Raw genomic sequence first — 15,874 nt, 5'->3', positions numbered from 1 at the left:
CATATAAAGTTACACTTATTTTATTTTACAGGGGTAGTACATGAACCTTGAAGAGATGGAAAAAAACTCTGCGAACGCGGTTGTTTTGCTGAAGGCCATGGCGAATGAAAGACGCTTGCAAATCTTATGTTTATTGCACAATCAAGAACTCTCTGTCGGTGAGTTGTGCTGTAATTTAGAATTGAGTCAATCTGCATTATCACAACACCTAGCGTGGTTGCGTAGAGATGGCTTGGTTGATACTCGTAAAGAAGCGCAGACGGTTTACTATAGTTTAAGTAGTAAAGAAGTGAAGGCGATGATTGAATTGCTTCATGGACTTTACTGTCAGGACTAATTTTAGATAGTCGCCATAGAGCGTGATCAATGAGAGAAGGTTGGTATGAAAATATCAGCCTTTTTTATCGTTTAAATATTTAATGATGCAGTCTGAAGGTGAGGTTTTGTTTACGGCTATAAAATTTAGATATAAAAAAACCGGCAAAAGCCGGTTTTTTTCGTTCACTAGAATCAAATTTCTATTAAAGAGCTTTGATTGCAGCAGTGAAACGAGACTTATGACGTGCAGCTTTATTCTTATGAATAAGGCCTTTAGTCGCCATACGGTCTAGAAGCGGTGTAACTTCTACTAGTGCAGCAGTTGCAGCTTCTTTATCGCCAGCTTCAATAGCTGCGATTGTTTTTTTCATGTAAGTGCGCATCATAGAACGACGGCTAGCATTGTGCTGGCGACGTTTCTCAGCTTGGATAGCGCGCTTCTTAGCAGATTTACAGTTTGCCAAGGGTCTAACTCCCAAAAACTTTAGTTCGGTGACAATTTAAGGGCGAGGACTATCCCTCATAGGCGCTTAAATGTCAAATGATTTGTGCAAAAACCCACCTGAACCAAACAAACTTTGGTATGGAAAGGTTATCGCGGTTAAGATGGCGGGGATTCTAACAGCATTTTTATACCAATGCTAATAAATATGATAGTTGAACGACGATAGTCATCAACATGACGCAAACTCAATGACATAGCATTGATAGCATTCCGAGGTTTTTGTGAGTAAACGACTATTAAAGTCAGGCTTGATTGTAAGTGCGATGACTTTTATTTCTCGTGTTCTAGGCTTAGTTCGCGACGTGGTAGTAGCCAATTTAATGGGAGCAGGGGCAAGTGCCGATGTGTTTTTCTTTGCTAATAAAATTCCTAACTTTTTACGTCGCTTATTCGCGGAAGGTGCGTTTTCTCAAGCTTTTGTTCCTGTTCTAACGGAATATCACGCCTCTGGAGATAAAGATAAGACTAGAGAACTTATCGCGAGGGCGTCGGGTACATTAGGTGTCATTGTCACTATCGTAACGTTAATCGGCGTTTTAGGCTCTGGGGTCGTAACGGCTATGTTTGGAGCTGGTTGGTTTATTGACTGGCTAAACGATGGACCGGATGCCGGTAAGTTTGAGTTAGCAAGCTTCATGTTGAAGATAACTTTCCCCTATTTATGGTTTATTACTTTTGTCGCGTTATCTGGAGCGATCTTAAATACACTTGGTAAGTTTGCCGTCTCATCATTTACGCCTGTTTTTCTGAATGTGATGATCATTGGCTGCGCGCTTTTTCTTGCGCCTAACTTAGAACAGCCAGAAATTGGATTAGCGATTGGAGTTTTTTTAGGTGGGTTAGTACAGTTTCTTTTTCAACTGCCATTTCTTATCAAGGCGGGCATGCTGGTTAAACCTCAATGGGGTTGGCATGATCCGGGTGTGGTAAAAATTCGCACATTAATGATCCCAGCGCTATTTGGTGTGTCGGTAAGTCAGATCAATTTGTTGTTTGATACTTTCATTGCCAGTTTTCTCGCAACGGGATCAATCAGTTGGCTTTATTACTCAGACCGTTTACTCGAATTTCCTTTAGGGCTATTCGGTATCGCGATTGCGACCGTCATACTGCCTGCGTTATCGCGTAAACATGTTGATGCTCAAAGTGAAGGCTTCTCCCACACGATGGATTGGGGGGTTCGAATGGTGACTCTTCTTGGGGTACCAGCAATGCTAGGGCTGATGGTATTGGCAAAACCCATGTTGATGGTTCTGTTTATGCGTGGAGAGTTTTCTCCTCATGATGTCCAACAAGCTTCTCTTTCTCTCCTTGCTTACGCATCCGGCCTACTTAATTTCATGCTGATTAAGGTGCTTGCTCCCGGTTATTACTCACGTCAGGATACGAAAACACCCGTTAAATATGGCATTATTGCGATGGTGACCAATATGGTATTTAACGCCATATTTGCATCACTCTATGGATATGTTGGACTTGCCATGGCGACGGCCCTCTCTGCTTTTGTCAATATGGCGCTCTTGTATCGAGGTCTGCATATTCAGGGCGTGTATCGCCTCACAAAGAGAACATTACTGTTTGTCGCGCGGTTAATGGTTGCTGGTGGTGTTATGGTCGCTACGGTGATTTGGTTGCTTGATGATATGTCCCTTTGGTTGACGTGGAACTTTAGCCAGAGAGTGCTCACCCTTGTTTATTTGATCGCAGCGGGAGCGGGTTCTTATCTATTAACCGTGTTACTTCTTGGTTTGCGCTTGAAAGACTTAAAAGTGGGAACTGATTAAGCGTTTTGGATGCTGACTGAGCAATAGTGGAAACGTAACAATTAGTATATAATCCGTCGGTTTCATACAGTGTTTAATGATAAATATAGGTTTTTAGTTAATTCAAATGGAATTGATCCGAGGCATTCATAATATAAAGTCGCAGCATCATGGCTGTGTACTCACTATCGGTAACTTTGATGGTGTTCATTTAGGACATCAAGAAGTTTTAAGCCAAGTGTCTGAACAAGCAGATGTTTTAGGTTTACCTTCGGTAGTCATGACGTTTGAACCTCAGCCAATGGAATTGTTTGCTAAAGACAAAGCTCCGGCGAGACTAACTCGATTGCGTGATAAATATGTACAGCTCAGCAAGCTGGATATAGATCGTTTACTTTGTGTGAATTTTAATGCGTACTTTGCTAATTTATCGGCAGAAGCCTTTATTCGTGACTTGTTGGTCACTCGTTTGGGTGTTAGATTTCTAGTCGTTGGTGATGATTTTTGTTTTGGTAAAGGCCGAGAAGGCAACTTTTCTATGCTCAAAAAAGCAGGAGAGGAGTTTGGTTTTCAGGTCGTGAGTACTCAAAGTTATTGTTTTAAAAATAATGGCTTACAGAAAAGAGTCAGTAGCACCGCCATTCGAGAAGCATTAGCCGCAGATGACATGAAAGCATCGGCTAAGATGCTTGGCCGAGAATACAGTATTAATGGCCGTGTTTCTCATGGTCGAAAATTAGGCCGAACCATTGGCTTTCCAACCGCGAATATCCCATTAAAACGCTGTGTATCTCCAGTGTCAGGGGTGTATGTTGTTCAAGCATTAGGTCTTGGAGAACAGCCTGTCGGTGGGGTAGCAAATATAGGTCAAAGGCCAACAGTTGATGGCGTTCGTCAGCAACTAGAAGTACATTTATTTAATTTTAGCGCGGATTTATACGGTAAGCAGTTAGAAGTAACGCTTTTGCATAAATTACGCGACGAAAAGAAATTTGAATCATTTGATGCTCTTAAGCAACAAATAGAATTGGATGCTGAAGCCGCAAGGGTGTGGTTGCTTCAGCCTAAACGTTAATCGGACAATTCCACCGATTAGCATAATGTCTAAACTTCGCCCAATATAACGGAATTAAGAATCGATGAGTGATTATAAAGATACCCTGAACCTACCTGAAACAGGGTTCCCAATGCGTGGCAACTTAGCCAATCGCGAACCAGAAATGCTTAAGCGTTGGTATAAAGAAGATCTTTACGGTGAAATCCGTAAAGCAAAGAAAGGTAAAAAATCTTTCGTATTACACGATGGCCCTCCATACGCTAACGGTGATATTCATATTGGTCACGCGCTGAACAAGATTCTTAAAGACATTATTATTAAATCGAAAACGCTTTCTGGTTTTGATGCACCGTACATCCCTGGTTGGGACTGTCACGGTCTACCAATCGAATTGATGGTAGAGAAGAAGAAAGGCAAGCCTGGTCAGAAGATCACAGCCTCTGAATTCCGTGAAGAGTGCCGTAAGTACGCTGCTGTTCAAGTTGAAGGTCAGAAAGAGAGCTTTAAACGTTTAGGTATCATGGGCGAGTGGGATAAGCCATACCGCACTATGGACTTTGGTACTGAAGCGAACATCATCCGTTCTCTTGGTAAAATCGCTGATCAAGGTCACTTACTGAAAGGTTTCAAACCTGTTCACTGGTGTACAGATTGTGGCAGTGCGTTAGCCGAAGCTGAAGTTGAATATAAAGATAAAGTATCGCCATCAATTGACGTTAAATTCCTTGCGGCAGACGAAGCTGCAACAGTAGGTAAATTCTCTCTGGCTGGCGATCACGCTGGTGAAGGTGAGCTTTCTATTGTTATCTGGACAACAACGCCTTGGACGCTACCGGCTAACCGTGCAGTTTGTCTGCGTGAAGATCTTGAATACGTAATGGTTCAAGTCGAAGCAACGGAAGAGCAAGCGGCTCAACGTATTATTGTGGCTTCTGAATTAGCAAAAGATGTGATGGATCGTGCTGGTATTGCACACTTCCATAACCTTGGTTTTGCAAGCGGTGCGGATCTTGAGCTTACTCAATTCAACCACCCATTCTACGATTTCACGGTTCCTGCTGTTCTGGGTGATCACGTAACAACTGATTCTGGTACTGGTGTGGTTCATACCGCTCCTGGCCATGGTCAAGAAGATTTCGTGGTTGGTAAAAAATACGACCTAGAAATCGCAAACCCAGTTGGCTCAAATGGTGTTTATCTACCAGATACAGAGCTATTTGCTGGTCAGCACGTGTTTAAAGCGAACGATTCAGTACTAGAAGTATTGAAAGAGAAAGGCGCATTACTGCACCACCACGCTTATGAGCACAGCTACCCACATTGCTGGAGACACAAAACGCCAATCATTTTCCGTGCAACACCACAATGGTTCATCTCAATGGATCAAGCTGGCCTACGTGCAAAAGCACTAGAGTCAATTAAGAGTGTTGAGTGGTTGCCTGAATGGGGTCAAAGCCGCATCGAAGGTATGGTTGAAGGTCGCCCTGAGTGGTGTATCTCTCGTCAACGTACTTGGGGTGTACCAATTGCTCTGTTCGTTCACAAAGAGACGTCAGAACTTCACCCAGATAGCCCAGCGCTTATTGAAAAAGTAGCGAAGCTTGTTGAAGAGAAAGGCATTCAAGCTTGGTGGGATGTTGACACAGCTGAACTTATGGGCGCAGAAGACGCTGATAAGTACGAAAAAGTCATGGATACGCTAGACGTATGGTTCGACTCTGGTGTGACGCACTTCTCTGTTGTGGATTCTCGTGAAGAGTACAACTTCCCTAATGAAGAGAGAACTCACAGCGCTGATCTTTACCTTGAAGGTTCAGATCAACACCGTGGCTGGTTCCAGTCTTCACTGATTTCATCTATCGCGATGAAAGACGTAGCGCCTTACAAGCAAGTGCTTACGCATGGTTTCGTGGTAGATGGTAACGGCCGTAAGATGTCTAAATCTATCGGTAATGTTGTCGCGCCTAAAGATGTAACCAACAAACTAGGTGCGGATATTCTGCGTCTGTGGGTTGCTTCAACAGACTACACTGGCGAAGTTGCGGTTTCTGATGAAATCCTTAAGCGTTCAGCGGATGCTTACCGTCGTATTCGTAACACAGCACGTTTCTTCCTAGCAAACCTAAACGGCTTCAACCCTGAAACTGATTTAGTGCCAGTTGAAGAGATGGTTGCTCTGGATCGTTGGGCTGTGGGTCGTGCATTCGCAGCACAAGAAGAGATTGTTGCAGCATACGGTGAGTACAACACACACGGCGTAACACAACGTCTTATGCAGTTCTGCTCTATCGAAATGGGTTCTTTCTACTTAGACGTAATCAAAGACCGTCAGTACACTGCGAAATTGGGCGGACACGCTCAACGCAGCTGCCAATCAGCGCTTTACTACATCGTAGAAGCATTGGTTCGTTGGATGGCTCCAATCATGTCATTCACTGCTGATGAAATCTGGAACGAAATGCCAGGCACACGTGATAAGTTTGTATTCACTGGCGAATGGTTTGACGGTTTAGTTGCTCTATCTGAAGAAGAAGCGCTGAACAACGAATTTTGGACTGAAATCCAAGGCGTTCGTGGCGCAGTAAACAAACTTCTAGAAGATGCTCGTAAAGAGAAAACCATTGGTGGTTCACTTCAAGCTGAAGTGACGCTTTACGCTGATGATGCTCTAGCGGCAACCATTAACAAGCTAGAAGATGAACTGCGTTTTGTATTGCTAACGTCTAAAGCACAAGTGAAAGCGCTAAGCGAAAAAACAGACAGTGCACACGCTACTGATGTTGAAGGTCTATTCGTAGAAGTCGCGGCAACAGAAGCTGAGAAGTGTGATCGTTGTTGGCACCATACATCAGATGTCGGCACAATCGAAGGTCACGAGAAAGTATGTGGTCGCTGTGCAACAAACGTATCTGGTGAAGGTGAAGAGCGTAAATACGCTTAACCAATTCAATTATTTACGATTGCATTGAACTTTTAATCTATTTAGCAGCCCCAGTATTTACTGGGGTTGTTTTTAGGATTTGGAATGACAGAAGTAACATTGAAACAGTCTGGTGTTCGTTGGTTATGGCTTGCTGTACTGATCTTTATTGCCGACATTAGCATCAAATTATTCGTGATGGATAACATTGGTTATGGCTGGGCGAATCGCATTGAAGTATTGCCCTTCTTTAATTTTTTGTATGTGCATAACTACGGTGCTGCGTTTAGCTTTTTGAGTGATCAAGCGGGTTGGCAACGTTGGTTGTTTACTGGTATCGCTTTTGCTGTAACGGCAATGCTCACCTATTGGATGAGTAAGTTACCTGCAAAAGATAAATGGAACAATATTGCTTACGCCATGATTATTGGTGGTGCAGTCGGCAATGTATTTGATCGAGTTGTTCATGGTTTTGTTGTCGATTATCTTGATTTCTTTTGGGGAACGTATCATTGGCCGGCCTTTAATTTAGCGGACTCTACGATTTGTGTTGGCGCTGCGATGATCATCCTTGATGGTTTTCGTAAAAAAGACGATGCAAAGTAACCGCCTCGCTCAAAATTAGAATAACCTTAAGCGCTGTCCGTTGATTCGGTCGGCGCTTTTTGTTATTTAAGTTAAACGTATAAAAACAATAACGAACATTAAATTGACCCAAGGAAGAACCAACGTGACAACAATACAAAAAGAGAGCGCAGTAACCCTGCATTTTACGATTAAACTGAGTGATGGTTCTGTTGCTGATAGTACACATAGCATGGATAAGCCAGCGAAACTTGTTATCGGAGATGGTAGCCTAAGTGACAGTTTTGAGCAGTGTTTAATCGGGCTTCAAGTGGGTGAGAAGCAAGCGATAGAGCTTAAAGCTGAAGATGCTTTTGGCATGCCAAACCCAGACAATATCCATCATATGGACAGAGCTAAATTTGTTGGTGATGCAGAGGTTGAAGTTGGCACTATCATGGCGTTTAGTGGGCCGGATGGTATGGAAATTCCTGGTATCATCGCCGATATTGCGGGCGATTCAGTGACGGTGGATTTTAACCATCCACTGGCAGGGCAAGATGTCACTTTTGAAGTTGAAATTTTGTCTGTTGAGTAACTCATCGTTTAACGTAAAATAGCCGACCAAATAAGATAATACCCATGAGCAATGAAATGAAAATCATGTTAGCCAATCCACGAGGTTTTTGTGCCGGAGTGGATCGTGCCATTAGTATCGTTGAGCGCGCACTTGAACTGTATCAGCCGCCGATTTATGTTCGCCATGAAGTGGTGCATAACCGTTTTGTGGTTGAAGGGTTAAAGCAGCGTGGTGCCATTTTTGTCGAAGAACTGAATGAAGTGCCAGACGATAATATTGTGATTTTTTCAGCTCATGGTGTATCGCAAGCGGTTCGACAAGAAGCTAAAGAGCGAGAGCTTACGGTCTTTGATGCGACTTGTCCTCTGGTGACCAAAGTGCATATGGAAGTGGCTCGTGCAAGCCGTAAGAATATGGAAGTGGTGCTCATTGGTCACGCTGGACATCCAGAAGTCGAAGGCACAATGGGGCAGTACGCCAGCCAAACGGGTGGGATGTATTTAGTCGAGAAGCCAGAAGATGTAGAGAAACTCGTCGTCAACGATCCGAGTCACTTGCACTATGTGAGCCAAACGACCCTATCTGTAGATGAAACGTCTGACGTGATTGAGAAGTTGCGTGAAGTATTCCCTGAGATCCAAGGGCCGCGTAAAGATGACATTTGTTACGCGACTCAAAACCGTCAAGATGCGGTTCGTGAACTAGCGGAAGACGTTGATGTAGTCGTTGTCGTCGGCTCTAAAAACTCATCAAATTCTACCCGTTTGAAAGAGTTAGCTGAAAAGCTAGGCACTCCAGGCTACTTAATTGATTGCCCTGAAGATATTAACCCTGAGTGGTTTGAGGCTAAATTGAAAATAGGTGTGACGGCGGGAGCATCGGCACCTGAAGAGTTGGTGAAACAGATCCTAGATCGCATTCAAGAACTCGGCGCTCAGAGCATTGAAGAGGTCTCTGGTCGTGAAGAGAATATGTTCTTTGAAGTGCCAAAAGAGTTACAAATCAAGCAGATTGATTAATTGCATTTCATTATGATTGTAAAAGGCGACCCTATTTGAGGTCGCTTTTTTATGGGTTTAAATTGACTGAATCTGATCTAAACGTATCAAAACGTCTACTGGATCCCTAGGGTCTCTTTCAGAGCTTTTAAAAACCGTCGACTGACTGGAATTTCATAATCCGTCAGTGTGAGGATCTCGGCCAATCCATTTTCCAATAGTTTGATCTCTTTAATCGCTTTTATGCTGACCAAATACTGGCGGTGACACCGGATCAAGTCAGTTTTCTCTTCCAAATTTTTCAGCGTTAACTGAGTCGATGCGGTTTGGTTTTGCGTCCTAACATGTACACCACTGATATCACTATAGGCACATTCAACGTTTTCTGTAGCAATGATCATAATACGATTATGTCCAACACAAGGAATCTGGTCTAAGTGCGTGGGAGCAATCGCAGCGATGTTTTGTGGCTCGGATTGAGCGTTAAAACGGGCAACTTTAACGAGACGAGAAACGGTTTTCTTTAGGCGGCAAGGATCGACAGGTTTCAAAAGATAATCAAAAGCATTATCTTCAAAAGCTTGTATTGCGTATTGATCAAAAGCCGTCACAAACACCACCGTTGGCATGGTGTCAGGATCCAGCATGCTCAACAGTTCGATACCTGAAATCTGAGGCATCTGAATATCGAGAAAAACCACATCAGGTTTCAAACTGTTGATCTTCTGTAGGCCTTCGATAGCGTTGCTTGCAAGATCGACGACATCAATTTCGCCCGTTTGTGCCAGTAACTCTGCAAGCTCTTCCCGAGCAAAAAGTTCATCATCTATGACAAGTGCAGTTAACATTCAATCGCCTTAATGGTCAGCTTGATTTGAAGGAAGAATGATAAAGCTCATTCGAGTGTAGTGCTGTGGTTTTACTTCTATTTTTAGTGTTATGTCACGGCCCAACTTATTGGTGAGGCGTTTGCTTACAATATCTAAGCCTAACCCCGAGTGATCAGACTCCGGTTTAACATAAGCTCCCGCATTATCCTCCACCACAATTTGATAGCCCTGCTTACATTGTTGGCTATAAATCTTGACGCAGCCACCTTCCAGTAAATTTGAAATACCGTGTTTAATCGCGTTTTCGACTAAAGGTTGCAGAGTAAAACTAGGGATTTTGACTTCCAGTAACCTAGGCTCGATATCAAATTCAACCTCTAACCTATCGGTAAATCTCGCCTTTTCTATGGTTAGGTATGCATTGACGTGTGCCAACTCATCTTTCAGCGTCACCGTCTCGATATTCTGCTTTAAGTTGCTACGGAAGAAGTGTGAAAGGTGCTGTATGAGTTCTCGTGCTTTGTCTGGATCTCTGCGCGTGATCGCACTAATGGTATTAAGTGCATTAAACAGAAAATGCGGGTTAACTTGTGCGTGCAGCAATTTGATCTCCGCTTGAGTGAGTAAGGTCTGCTGCTGTTGATAGTCACAATAAAGGATCTGGCTTGAAAGAAGTTGGGCAATCCCTTCTGCCATCGACATATTAATCGTCGAGAAGAGTTTCCTACGAGGTTCATACAACTTAATGGTTCCAACCACCTCGCTTCCTGCTCTCAGAGGGATAATGAGTGCTGAACCAAGTTTACATTCAGAAGAAATTGAGCACTGGTAAGGATTTTCTGTCCCATCTAAATAGATAATATCGTTTTTCTCCATAGAGGAGAGGGTGCATTGAGAAGATATGACAGTATTGGGTTTATGGTGATCATCGCCAATGCCGACAAACGCGAGAATTTTCTCTTTATCTGTGATGGCGACAGCGCCGACGTTGGTCTCTTCGTAAACGATACGAGCAATTTTTTCTGCATTTTCGGAGTTGAACCCGGTGTGCAAAATGCCGACAGAGCGATCTGCAATCGAGAGTGCTCGACGTGAGAAAGTGGCTGAATATTTTTCAAAAATGGTTTTCCTGTCCTGAAGGATACTCATGAAAAGGGCTGCACCAACGGAGTTTGCGATGATCATTGGTGCTGCAATATCAGAGACGAGAGCATAAGCTTGGTCGAAAGGTTTAGCGACCAATAGAAGCAGCAGCATTTGAACAATTTCCGCAACCAGAGTGATGCTAAATACCACCACCGGATTAAACAGTTGCTCGCTCTTATCTTTACGTACTAAGTAAATATGCAGTAGTCCGCCAATTAAGCCTTCAGCTGTCGTTGAAATGGCACAAGCTACATCGGTAAATCCACCTAATGTATAACGGTGTATTCCGCCAGTTAGACCGACAGCAAATCCGACAATTGGGCCTCCAAATAGCCCGCCCATTACCGCGCCAATGGCTCTGGTATTGGCTATCGCATCGTTGATCTGCAAACCGAAATAGGTGCCCATGATACAAAAAAGGGAGAATAAAACGTAGCAACTGAACTTATGACTGAAACGAGATGAGATGTTCAGTAGAGGCAAAAAAATGGGTGTTTTACTTAGCATGTAGGCCAGTACAAGGTAAACACACATCTGCTGAAGCAGAGATAAAACCAATTCCATAATTGTCACCTAGGGGAGATATAGGGTGTATTTTAAAGCAAACTACTAGGATGTGTTGAGCTTTCGTGATTAAAACTGACTGAATCGATCTCCTTTTGTTTTTAAGAGATAAAATAAAACCCATCACGGAGATGGGTTTTTTCTTAATTTAGCAAGTGAAGGTAACGTTGACGCTTACGCTGTTTCAGTGACAGCTTTAGTTTTATCGGATGTTTCATCTTCATCAGCAAAGTCGTCACCTTTGCCTTTTGAACGTTTAATCACATAAGCAGTAACGGATAGTGCCGTCACAATCCCTGCAATGGTTGAAACCGTCATTGGTAAGCCGAAACCGAGTTGGCTATTGCTTAGAATAAAGGTCACACAAACAGTGGTCATAAATATCGCTGGGACCGTCGCAACCCAATGCAGTTTATTGTGGCGTAGTAGGTAAGCTGAAGCCGTCCATAGCATCATCACTGCTGTCGATTGGTTAGCAAAACCGAAGTAGCGCCAGATTATACCGAAATCAACTTGAGTTAAGATTCCACCAAGAACAAACAGAGGCAGTGCCATAAATAGACGGTTACGCAGTGTTTTCTGTTCCATGTTGAAGTATTCAGCCAAAATCAAACGGCTTGAACGGAAAGCGGTATCGCCAGAAGTGATAGGTAAAATGACCACACCAAGGAAAGCCAACACGCCACCAAATACACCAAGCAGACCAAATGAAGCGCTGTACACGACGTTACCCGGACCGCCATTCTTAATCGCTTCTGCAAGAGAATCTACTGAGCCGAAGAAAGACAAGGCAAGTGCACACCAGATCAGCGCGATAATGCCTTCACCAATCATTGCTCCGTAGAAGACAAAGCGACCATTCTTTTCGTTTTCCATGCAGCGCGCCATCAAAGGAGATTGGGTAGCGTGGAAGCCAGAGATTGCACCACAAGCGATAGTGATGAATAGAGCAGGCCAAAGTGGCAGATCGTTAGGGTTCATATTTGTGAACATGTCGCTCACTTCATAGCCGCCTAAAATCGTATGTTCATCTGATAAGCCAATGGCAGTGATAAGACCGACAGACATGAAAATCAGCAGTGCACCAAAGAATGGGTAGAAACGGCCAATAATTTTGTCTACCGGAACCACGGTAGCTAGAATGTAGTAAGCGAAGATAATGATGACCATCGTTGTCATCGACATAGCGATATCAGTTTGATCGTTAACTAAAGTAGTGATCATGCCAGCAGGCGCTGAAACGAAAACCACACCAACAAGTAGAAGTAGAATAATGGCAAAAATGTTCATGAAATGTTTTGCGCCATTGCCTAGGTATCGACCTGTGATGGTAGGTACTGATGCGCCGCCATTTCGAATAGAGAGCATACCTGAGAAGTAGTCATGAACGGCACCGGCAAAGATACAACCAATGACAATCCATAGCATTGCCGCGGGGCCGTAAAGCGCACCCATGATAGGGCCGAAAATTGGACCAACGCCTGCAATGTTGAGTAGCTGAACCAAATAGACTTTCTTGGTCGACATTGGTACGTAATCCACACCATCTTGTTTTGTTATTGCTGGTGTAGGGCGGTTTTCATTAATACCAAATACTTTCTCAATGAAAGCACCGTAAATAAAATAGCCACCGATTAGTGCGGCCACACAAGTTAGAAACCACATCATAATTTGTTATCCCTTCTATTTGTATTCCGAATTCAGGTTAAGTTTATCTGTCGTATGAGATAGTAAAACTGCCACTCGCTCACGTCATGCGCTTCTAAGGTGAGTGGTGGAATAGCGAATTAAGTGGTAGCCATTAACGTTAAGTGGTTTTGGCTATTTCGAGAAATCGTCAGTGATATGAAAGTGGATTATTATTATGATTGTCTGCGAAGAGTTTTGGTAAACTAACCTTATTCTGAGCGGGTGAACCTCTTAGATATTAAACGTCTAAGTTTGGCTAAAATACGGTGATTCTGTTGAGCCTAATTGAAAATTAATGTGCACCATAAATGAGTACTACAAAGGATTGAACGTGAGAAAAACAATAGTAGTTGGCCTGTTAATTGGTTTGGCGGGATGCGCGGCATCGACACAGCAGTTAGCAGAAGATGGAGATTGGTCTGAAATTGGATACCGTGACGGGTTAAGAGGCCAGACTCAACGCAGTTATAGTGCGTTGAATAAGTTTGGGCAGGCAAATCAAGCCGATTATGACCAAGGTTACCTAAAAGGTGTGGCGGAATATTGTAATCCTGATCATGCGTATCAGATTGGTTTGTCGGGTTTTAATTATGAGGGAGTATGTGAAGGGACAGAGGAAGCCCAACGATTCCGAATGGAATGGCAACGTGGCTGGGCAGATTCAAATAATTAGAGCCGGTCATTCTTAATCATCCATAGCCAACATGACTGCTTAACTATGGATGACTGATGTTATTTAGATTGCTCTACCGCTTTACGTAAGAACCCTTGTTGATGGCTTAATTGTTCTTTCGCTTCGTCTAAGTTGAGATCCGTTAAGATCATCAATATTGCCAGTTTTACATCATAGTCTGTGTGTTTCAGTGTAATCACAGCTAATGATTTTGGGCAGTCGGTCGCTTGCATGACAATCCTGACGGCGCGCGCAACTAACTTCTCATTTGTTGCCTTCACGTCGACCATCAAGTTCTGATAACTTTTACCTAAGCGGATCATACTGGCGGTCGTGAGCATATTCAGTACGAGTTTTTGTGCGGTTCCAGATTTCAAACGCGTCGAACCTGTCAGTACTTCTGGGCCTACGACTGGGCAAATCGCGATGTTGGCGATATCCGCGATAGGAGAGTTTGGGTTGCAAGAGAGTGCAACAGTTGTGGCTCCAATGTCATTCGCGTACTCCAAAGCCCCAATCACATAAGGTGTGCGACCACTTGCCGCGATCCCAACCACAACATCGTTGGTATTAAATTGGATGTTTTTGAGATCTTGTTCTCCGAGTTCCAGTGAATCTTCCGCCCCTTCTTGCGCTTTTAGAATGGCTTTTGGACCACCGGCAATTAAACCGATCACCATTTGATCTGACACGCCAAAAGTGGGTGGGCACTCCGAAGCATCGAGCACGCCTAAGCGGCCACTGGTTCCGGCTCCCATGTAGATCAAACGCCCGCCAGATTTGAAAGCAGCAGTAATTTTTTCAACGGCTTGCGCGATCTCTGGAATCACTTTTTCGACCGCGATGGGAACTTGTTTATCTTGTTGATTGATCCGTTGGATGATTTCATGCGCCGAAAGCAAATCGATATCCATGGTCTCAGGGTTACGTCCTTCAGACACTAATTGTGAAAGCGCTGAAAGTAGAGCGTCGTTTGTCATTAAATATCCTTAATCCACATGACAGGGATCGATAGGGTAAATTACCCCGAGAGAAGCAAGTCGGCTTGCTCCTGTTACTTGTGGCAAGTTGCTTGGTAAGCCATGAATGCGTTGATGAGCTAACCATGCGAAAGCCATCGCTTCCATATAGTCACTATCAATACCTTTAGTTTGTGTCGAAGCTACTATCCAATTTGGAAGCAACTGTTGCAGGCGAGCCATGAGAAACGTATTTCTTACGCCACCGCCACAAACTAACAGTTCGGGCTTATTTCCTACTTGATAACGCAACACTTCATTGGCAATTGAAACCGCAGTGAACTCCAGTAGTGTTGCTTGTACATCTTCACCCGTAAGTGAGTGGTGGGCTAATTGTAATTCTAACCAAGGTAAATTAAACCGCTCTCTTCCGGTACTTTTGGGCGCGGCTTGAGTGAAATAATCATCACTTAACAGTTGGTTTAGTAATGGTTCACTGACTTGCCCACTTTGAGCATATTGCCCATCATGATCATATTGCTCCCCGCGCTGCTTTTTAATCCATGCATCCATAAGCATATTGCCAGGACCTGTATCATATCCAATAACGCTAGGCTCAAAATTGATGTCACTCGGATGTTCAGGGTTTAATTGCGCTGGAAGTACGGAAATATTTGAAATACCGCCGATATTCAGAACCACGACCGTTGAATCTTGTGTGCTGAAAATATGCTGATGAAAGGCCGGAACCAGTGGAGCACCTTGCCCTCCTAAGGCCATATCTTTACGGCGAAAGTCAGCCACAGTCGAAATATTTGTCCGTGCCGAAATAATATTGGCATCACCGAGTTGCATGGTAAATGGAGCATCACCCGTTGGCTGGTGAAACACGGTCTGCCCATGGTTACCAATGGCAGTGACCGCAGAGGCCAGAGTGTTCGATTTTTCGAGGAGTTGCAGTACGGCATCGGCAAATAGGTGACCAAGCTGGTGGTCCAACTCGCCAATCGCAATCAGATCGGTTTTTTGCCCAATACAGACTTTAAGAAGACGTTCTTTCAGTTCGCTTGGCATAGGAAATTCATCATGCGCGAGTAGAGTGATGTTAGTACCCTCAATGGAAACTAAAGCTGTATCAACACCGTCCATACTCGTTCCAGACATCACGCCAATATAAAGTTCTTTATGATCTATTCTTAAGCTCTTGAACCGCATTCCTAAACTCTTCCAAAGATTGGTTTAAAAACATTGTAAAGCAAATTCAAAGGGAATAATCTCGTGAAGTGTATGAAATTTGGTTTAAAAAGG

The 15,874-nt window shown here is 43.6% G+C and carries 14 protein-coding genes; 8 read left to right on the top strand and 6 right to left on the bottom strand.

The annotated features are described in order from the left end of the window. The first annotated feature begins 40 nt into the window (after positions 1-40). Positions 41-337, top strand: coding sequence for an ArsR/SmtB family transcription factor (locus tag OCV39_RS11920; protein WP_017053674.1), 297 nt, complete (start codon positions 41-43; stop codon positions 335-337). A 184-nt stretch (positions 338-521) separates the two neighbouring features. Here OCV39_RS11920 and rpsT read toward each other — a convergent pair whose 3' ends face one another. Next, positions 522-782, bottom strand: a complete 261-nt coding sequence (gene rpsT, locus OCV39_RS11915; protein ID WP_017053673.1) for a 30S ribosomal protein S20 — start codon at positions 780-782, stop codon at positions 522-524. 262 nt (positions 783-1,044) lie between these two features. Between rpsT and murJ the strand changes: the two genes are divergently transcribed. From murJ to ispH, 6 genes are all read left to right on the top strand, one after another. Continuing rightward, positions 1,045-2,607 carry a murein biosynthesis integral membrane protein MurJ gene (murJ, locus tag OCV39_RS11910; protein WP_113799360.1) on the top strand — a complete coding sequence of 521 codons (1,563 nt, stop codon included), beginning with the start codon at positions 1,045-1,047 and terminating at the stop codon, positions 2,605-2,607. Between the two features lie 106 nt (positions 2,608-2,713). After that, on the top strand, positions 2,714-3,661 hold the full coding sequence (gene ribF, locus OCV39_RS11905) for a bifunctional riboflavin kinase/FAD synthetase (RefSeq protein ID WP_261888522.1): 948 nt from the start codon (positions 2,714-2,716) through the stop codon (positions 3,659-3,661). A gap of 64 nt (positions 3,662-3,725) precedes the next feature. After that, positions 3,726-6,584, top strand: a complete 2,859-nt coding sequence (ileS, locus tag OCV39_RS11900; RefSeq protein ID WP_171756185.1) for an isoleucine--tRNA ligase — start codon at positions 3,726-3,728, stop codon at positions 6,582-6,584. Positions 6,585-6,668: 84 nt separating this feature from the next. Beyond that, positions 6,669-7,169: a signal peptidase II gene (gene lspA / locus OCV39_RS11895; protein ID WP_017053669.1), complete on the top strand. Its 501-nt coding sequence runs from the start codon at positions 6,669-6,671 to the stop codon at positions 7,167-7,169. 124 nt (positions 7,170-7,293) lie between these two features. After that, positions 7,294-7,725: an FKBP-type peptidyl-prolyl cis-trans isomerase gene (fkpB, locus tag OCV39_RS11890; RefSeq protein WP_017053668.1), complete on the top strand. Its 432-nt coding sequence runs from the start codon at positions 7,294-7,296 to the stop codon at positions 7,723-7,725. A gap of 44 nt (positions 7,726-7,769) precedes the next feature. Beyond that, entirely contained in the window at positions 7,770-8,726 is a 957-nt protein-coding gene (gene ispH, locus OCV39_RS11885) for a 4-hydroxy-3-methylbut-2-enyl diphosphate reductase (protein WP_017053667.1), read from the top strand. A gap of 95 nt (positions 8,727-8,821) precedes the next feature. Here ispH and btsR read toward each other — a convergent pair whose 3' ends face one another. From btsR to OCV39_RS11870, 3 genes are all read right to left on the bottom strand, one after another. Beyond that, the gene (btsR, locus tag OCV39_RS11880; RefSeq protein ID WP_113799352.1) at positions 8,822-9,553 is read right to left on the bottom strand and encodes a two-component system response regulator BtsR; all 732 of its coding nucleotides are present in this window, start codon (positions 9,551-9,553) and stop codon (positions 8,822-8,824) included. 9 nt (positions 9,554-9,562) lie between these two features. Further along, a complete protein-coding gene (locus OCV39_RS11875) occupies positions 9,563-11,245 on the bottom strand; it encodes a sensor histidine kinase (RefSeq protein WP_113799350.1) in 1,683 nt (560 codons plus the stop codon). 174 nt (positions 11,246-11,419) lie between these two features. Continuing rightward, on the bottom strand, positions 11,420-12,913 hold the full coding sequence (locus OCV39_RS11870) for a carbon starvation CstA family protein (RefSeq protein ID WP_017053664.1): 1,494 nt from the start codon (positions 12,911-12,913) through the stop codon (positions 11,420-11,422). A gap of 316 nt (positions 12,914-13,229) precedes the next feature. Between OCV39_RS11870 and OCV39_RS11865 the strand changes: the two genes are divergently transcribed. Beyond that, on the top strand, positions 13,230-13,607 hold the full coding sequence (locus OCV39_RS11865; protein WP_371711987.1) for a DUF2799 domain-containing protein: 378 nt from the start codon (positions 13,230-13,232) through the stop codon (positions 13,605-13,607). A gap of 59 nt (positions 13,608-13,666) precedes the next feature. On the opposite strand, the gene murQ is transcribed toward OCV39_RS11865, so the two are convergent. Both murQ and OCV39_RS11855 read right to left on the bottom strand, forming a co-directional pair. Next, on the bottom strand, positions 13,667-14,587 hold the full coding sequence (gene murQ / locus OCV39_RS11860; RefSeq protein ID WP_017053662.1) for an N-acetylmuramic acid 6-phosphate etherase: 921 nt from the start codon (positions 14,585-14,587) through the stop codon (positions 13,667-13,669). 9 nt (positions 14,588-14,596) lie between these two features. Beyond that, positions 14,597-15,760 carry an anhydro-N-acetylmuramic acid kinase gene (locus OCV39_RS11855; RefSeq protein WP_261889516.1) on the bottom strand — a complete coding sequence of 388 codons (1,164 nt, stop codon included), beginning with the start codon at positions 15,758-15,760 and terminating at the stop codon, positions 14,597-14,599. Positions 15,761-15,874: the final 114 nt, after the last annotated feature.

This window comes from Vibrio cortegadensis (genome assembly GCF_024347395.1).
In the GTDB taxonomy this organism is placed as follows: domain Bacteria; phylum Pseudomonadota; class Gammaproteobacteria; order Enterobacterales; family Vibrionaceae; genus Vibrio; species Vibrio cortegadensis.
Note: the sequence above shows the minus strand (reverse complement) of the source record. Positions and strands in the feature narration are given on the sequence as shown.

Excerpts from the sequence above, each read along its gene's own strand:
- ribF (WP_261888522.1), top strand. The coding sequence starts at position 2,714 with ATGGAATTGATCCGAGGCATTCATAATATAAAGTCGCAGCATCATGGC.
- OCV39_RS11865 (WP_371711987.1), top strand. The coding sequence starts at position 13,230 with ATGTGCACCATAAATGAGTACTACAAAGGATTGAACGTGAGAAAAACA.
- lspA (WP_017053669.1), top strand. The coding sequence starts at position 6,669 with ATGACAGAAGTAACATTGAAACAGTCTGGTGTTCGTTGGTTATGGCTT.
- ileS (WP_171756185.1), top strand. The coding sequence starts at position 3,726 with ATGAGTGATTATAAAGATACCCTGAACCTACCTGAAACAGGGTTCCCA.
- ispH (WP_017053667.1), top strand. The coding sequence starts at position 7,770 with ATGAGCAATGAAATGAAAATCATGTTAGCCAATCCACGAGGTTTTTGT.
- OCV39_RS11920 (WP_017053674.1), top strand. The coding sequence starts at position 41 with ATGAACCTTGAAGAGATGGAAAAAAACTCTGCGAACGCGGTTGTTTTG.
- OCV39_RS11870 (WP_017053664.1), bottom strand. The coding sequence starts at position 12,913 with ATGATGTGGTTTCTAACTTGTGTGGCCGCACTAATCGGTGGCTATTTT.
- OCV39_RS11875 (WP_113799350.1), bottom strand. The coding sequence starts at position 11,245 with ATGGAATTGGTTTTATCTCTGCTTCAGCAGATGTGTGTTTACCTTGTA.
- murQ (WP_017053662.1), bottom strand. The coding sequence starts at position 14,587 with ATGACAAACGACGCTCTACTTTCAGCGCTTTCACAATTAGTGTCTGAA.
- btsR (WP_113799352.1), bottom strand. The coding sequence starts at position 9,553 with ATGTTAACTGCACTTGTCATAGATGATGAACTTTTTGCTCGGGAAGAG.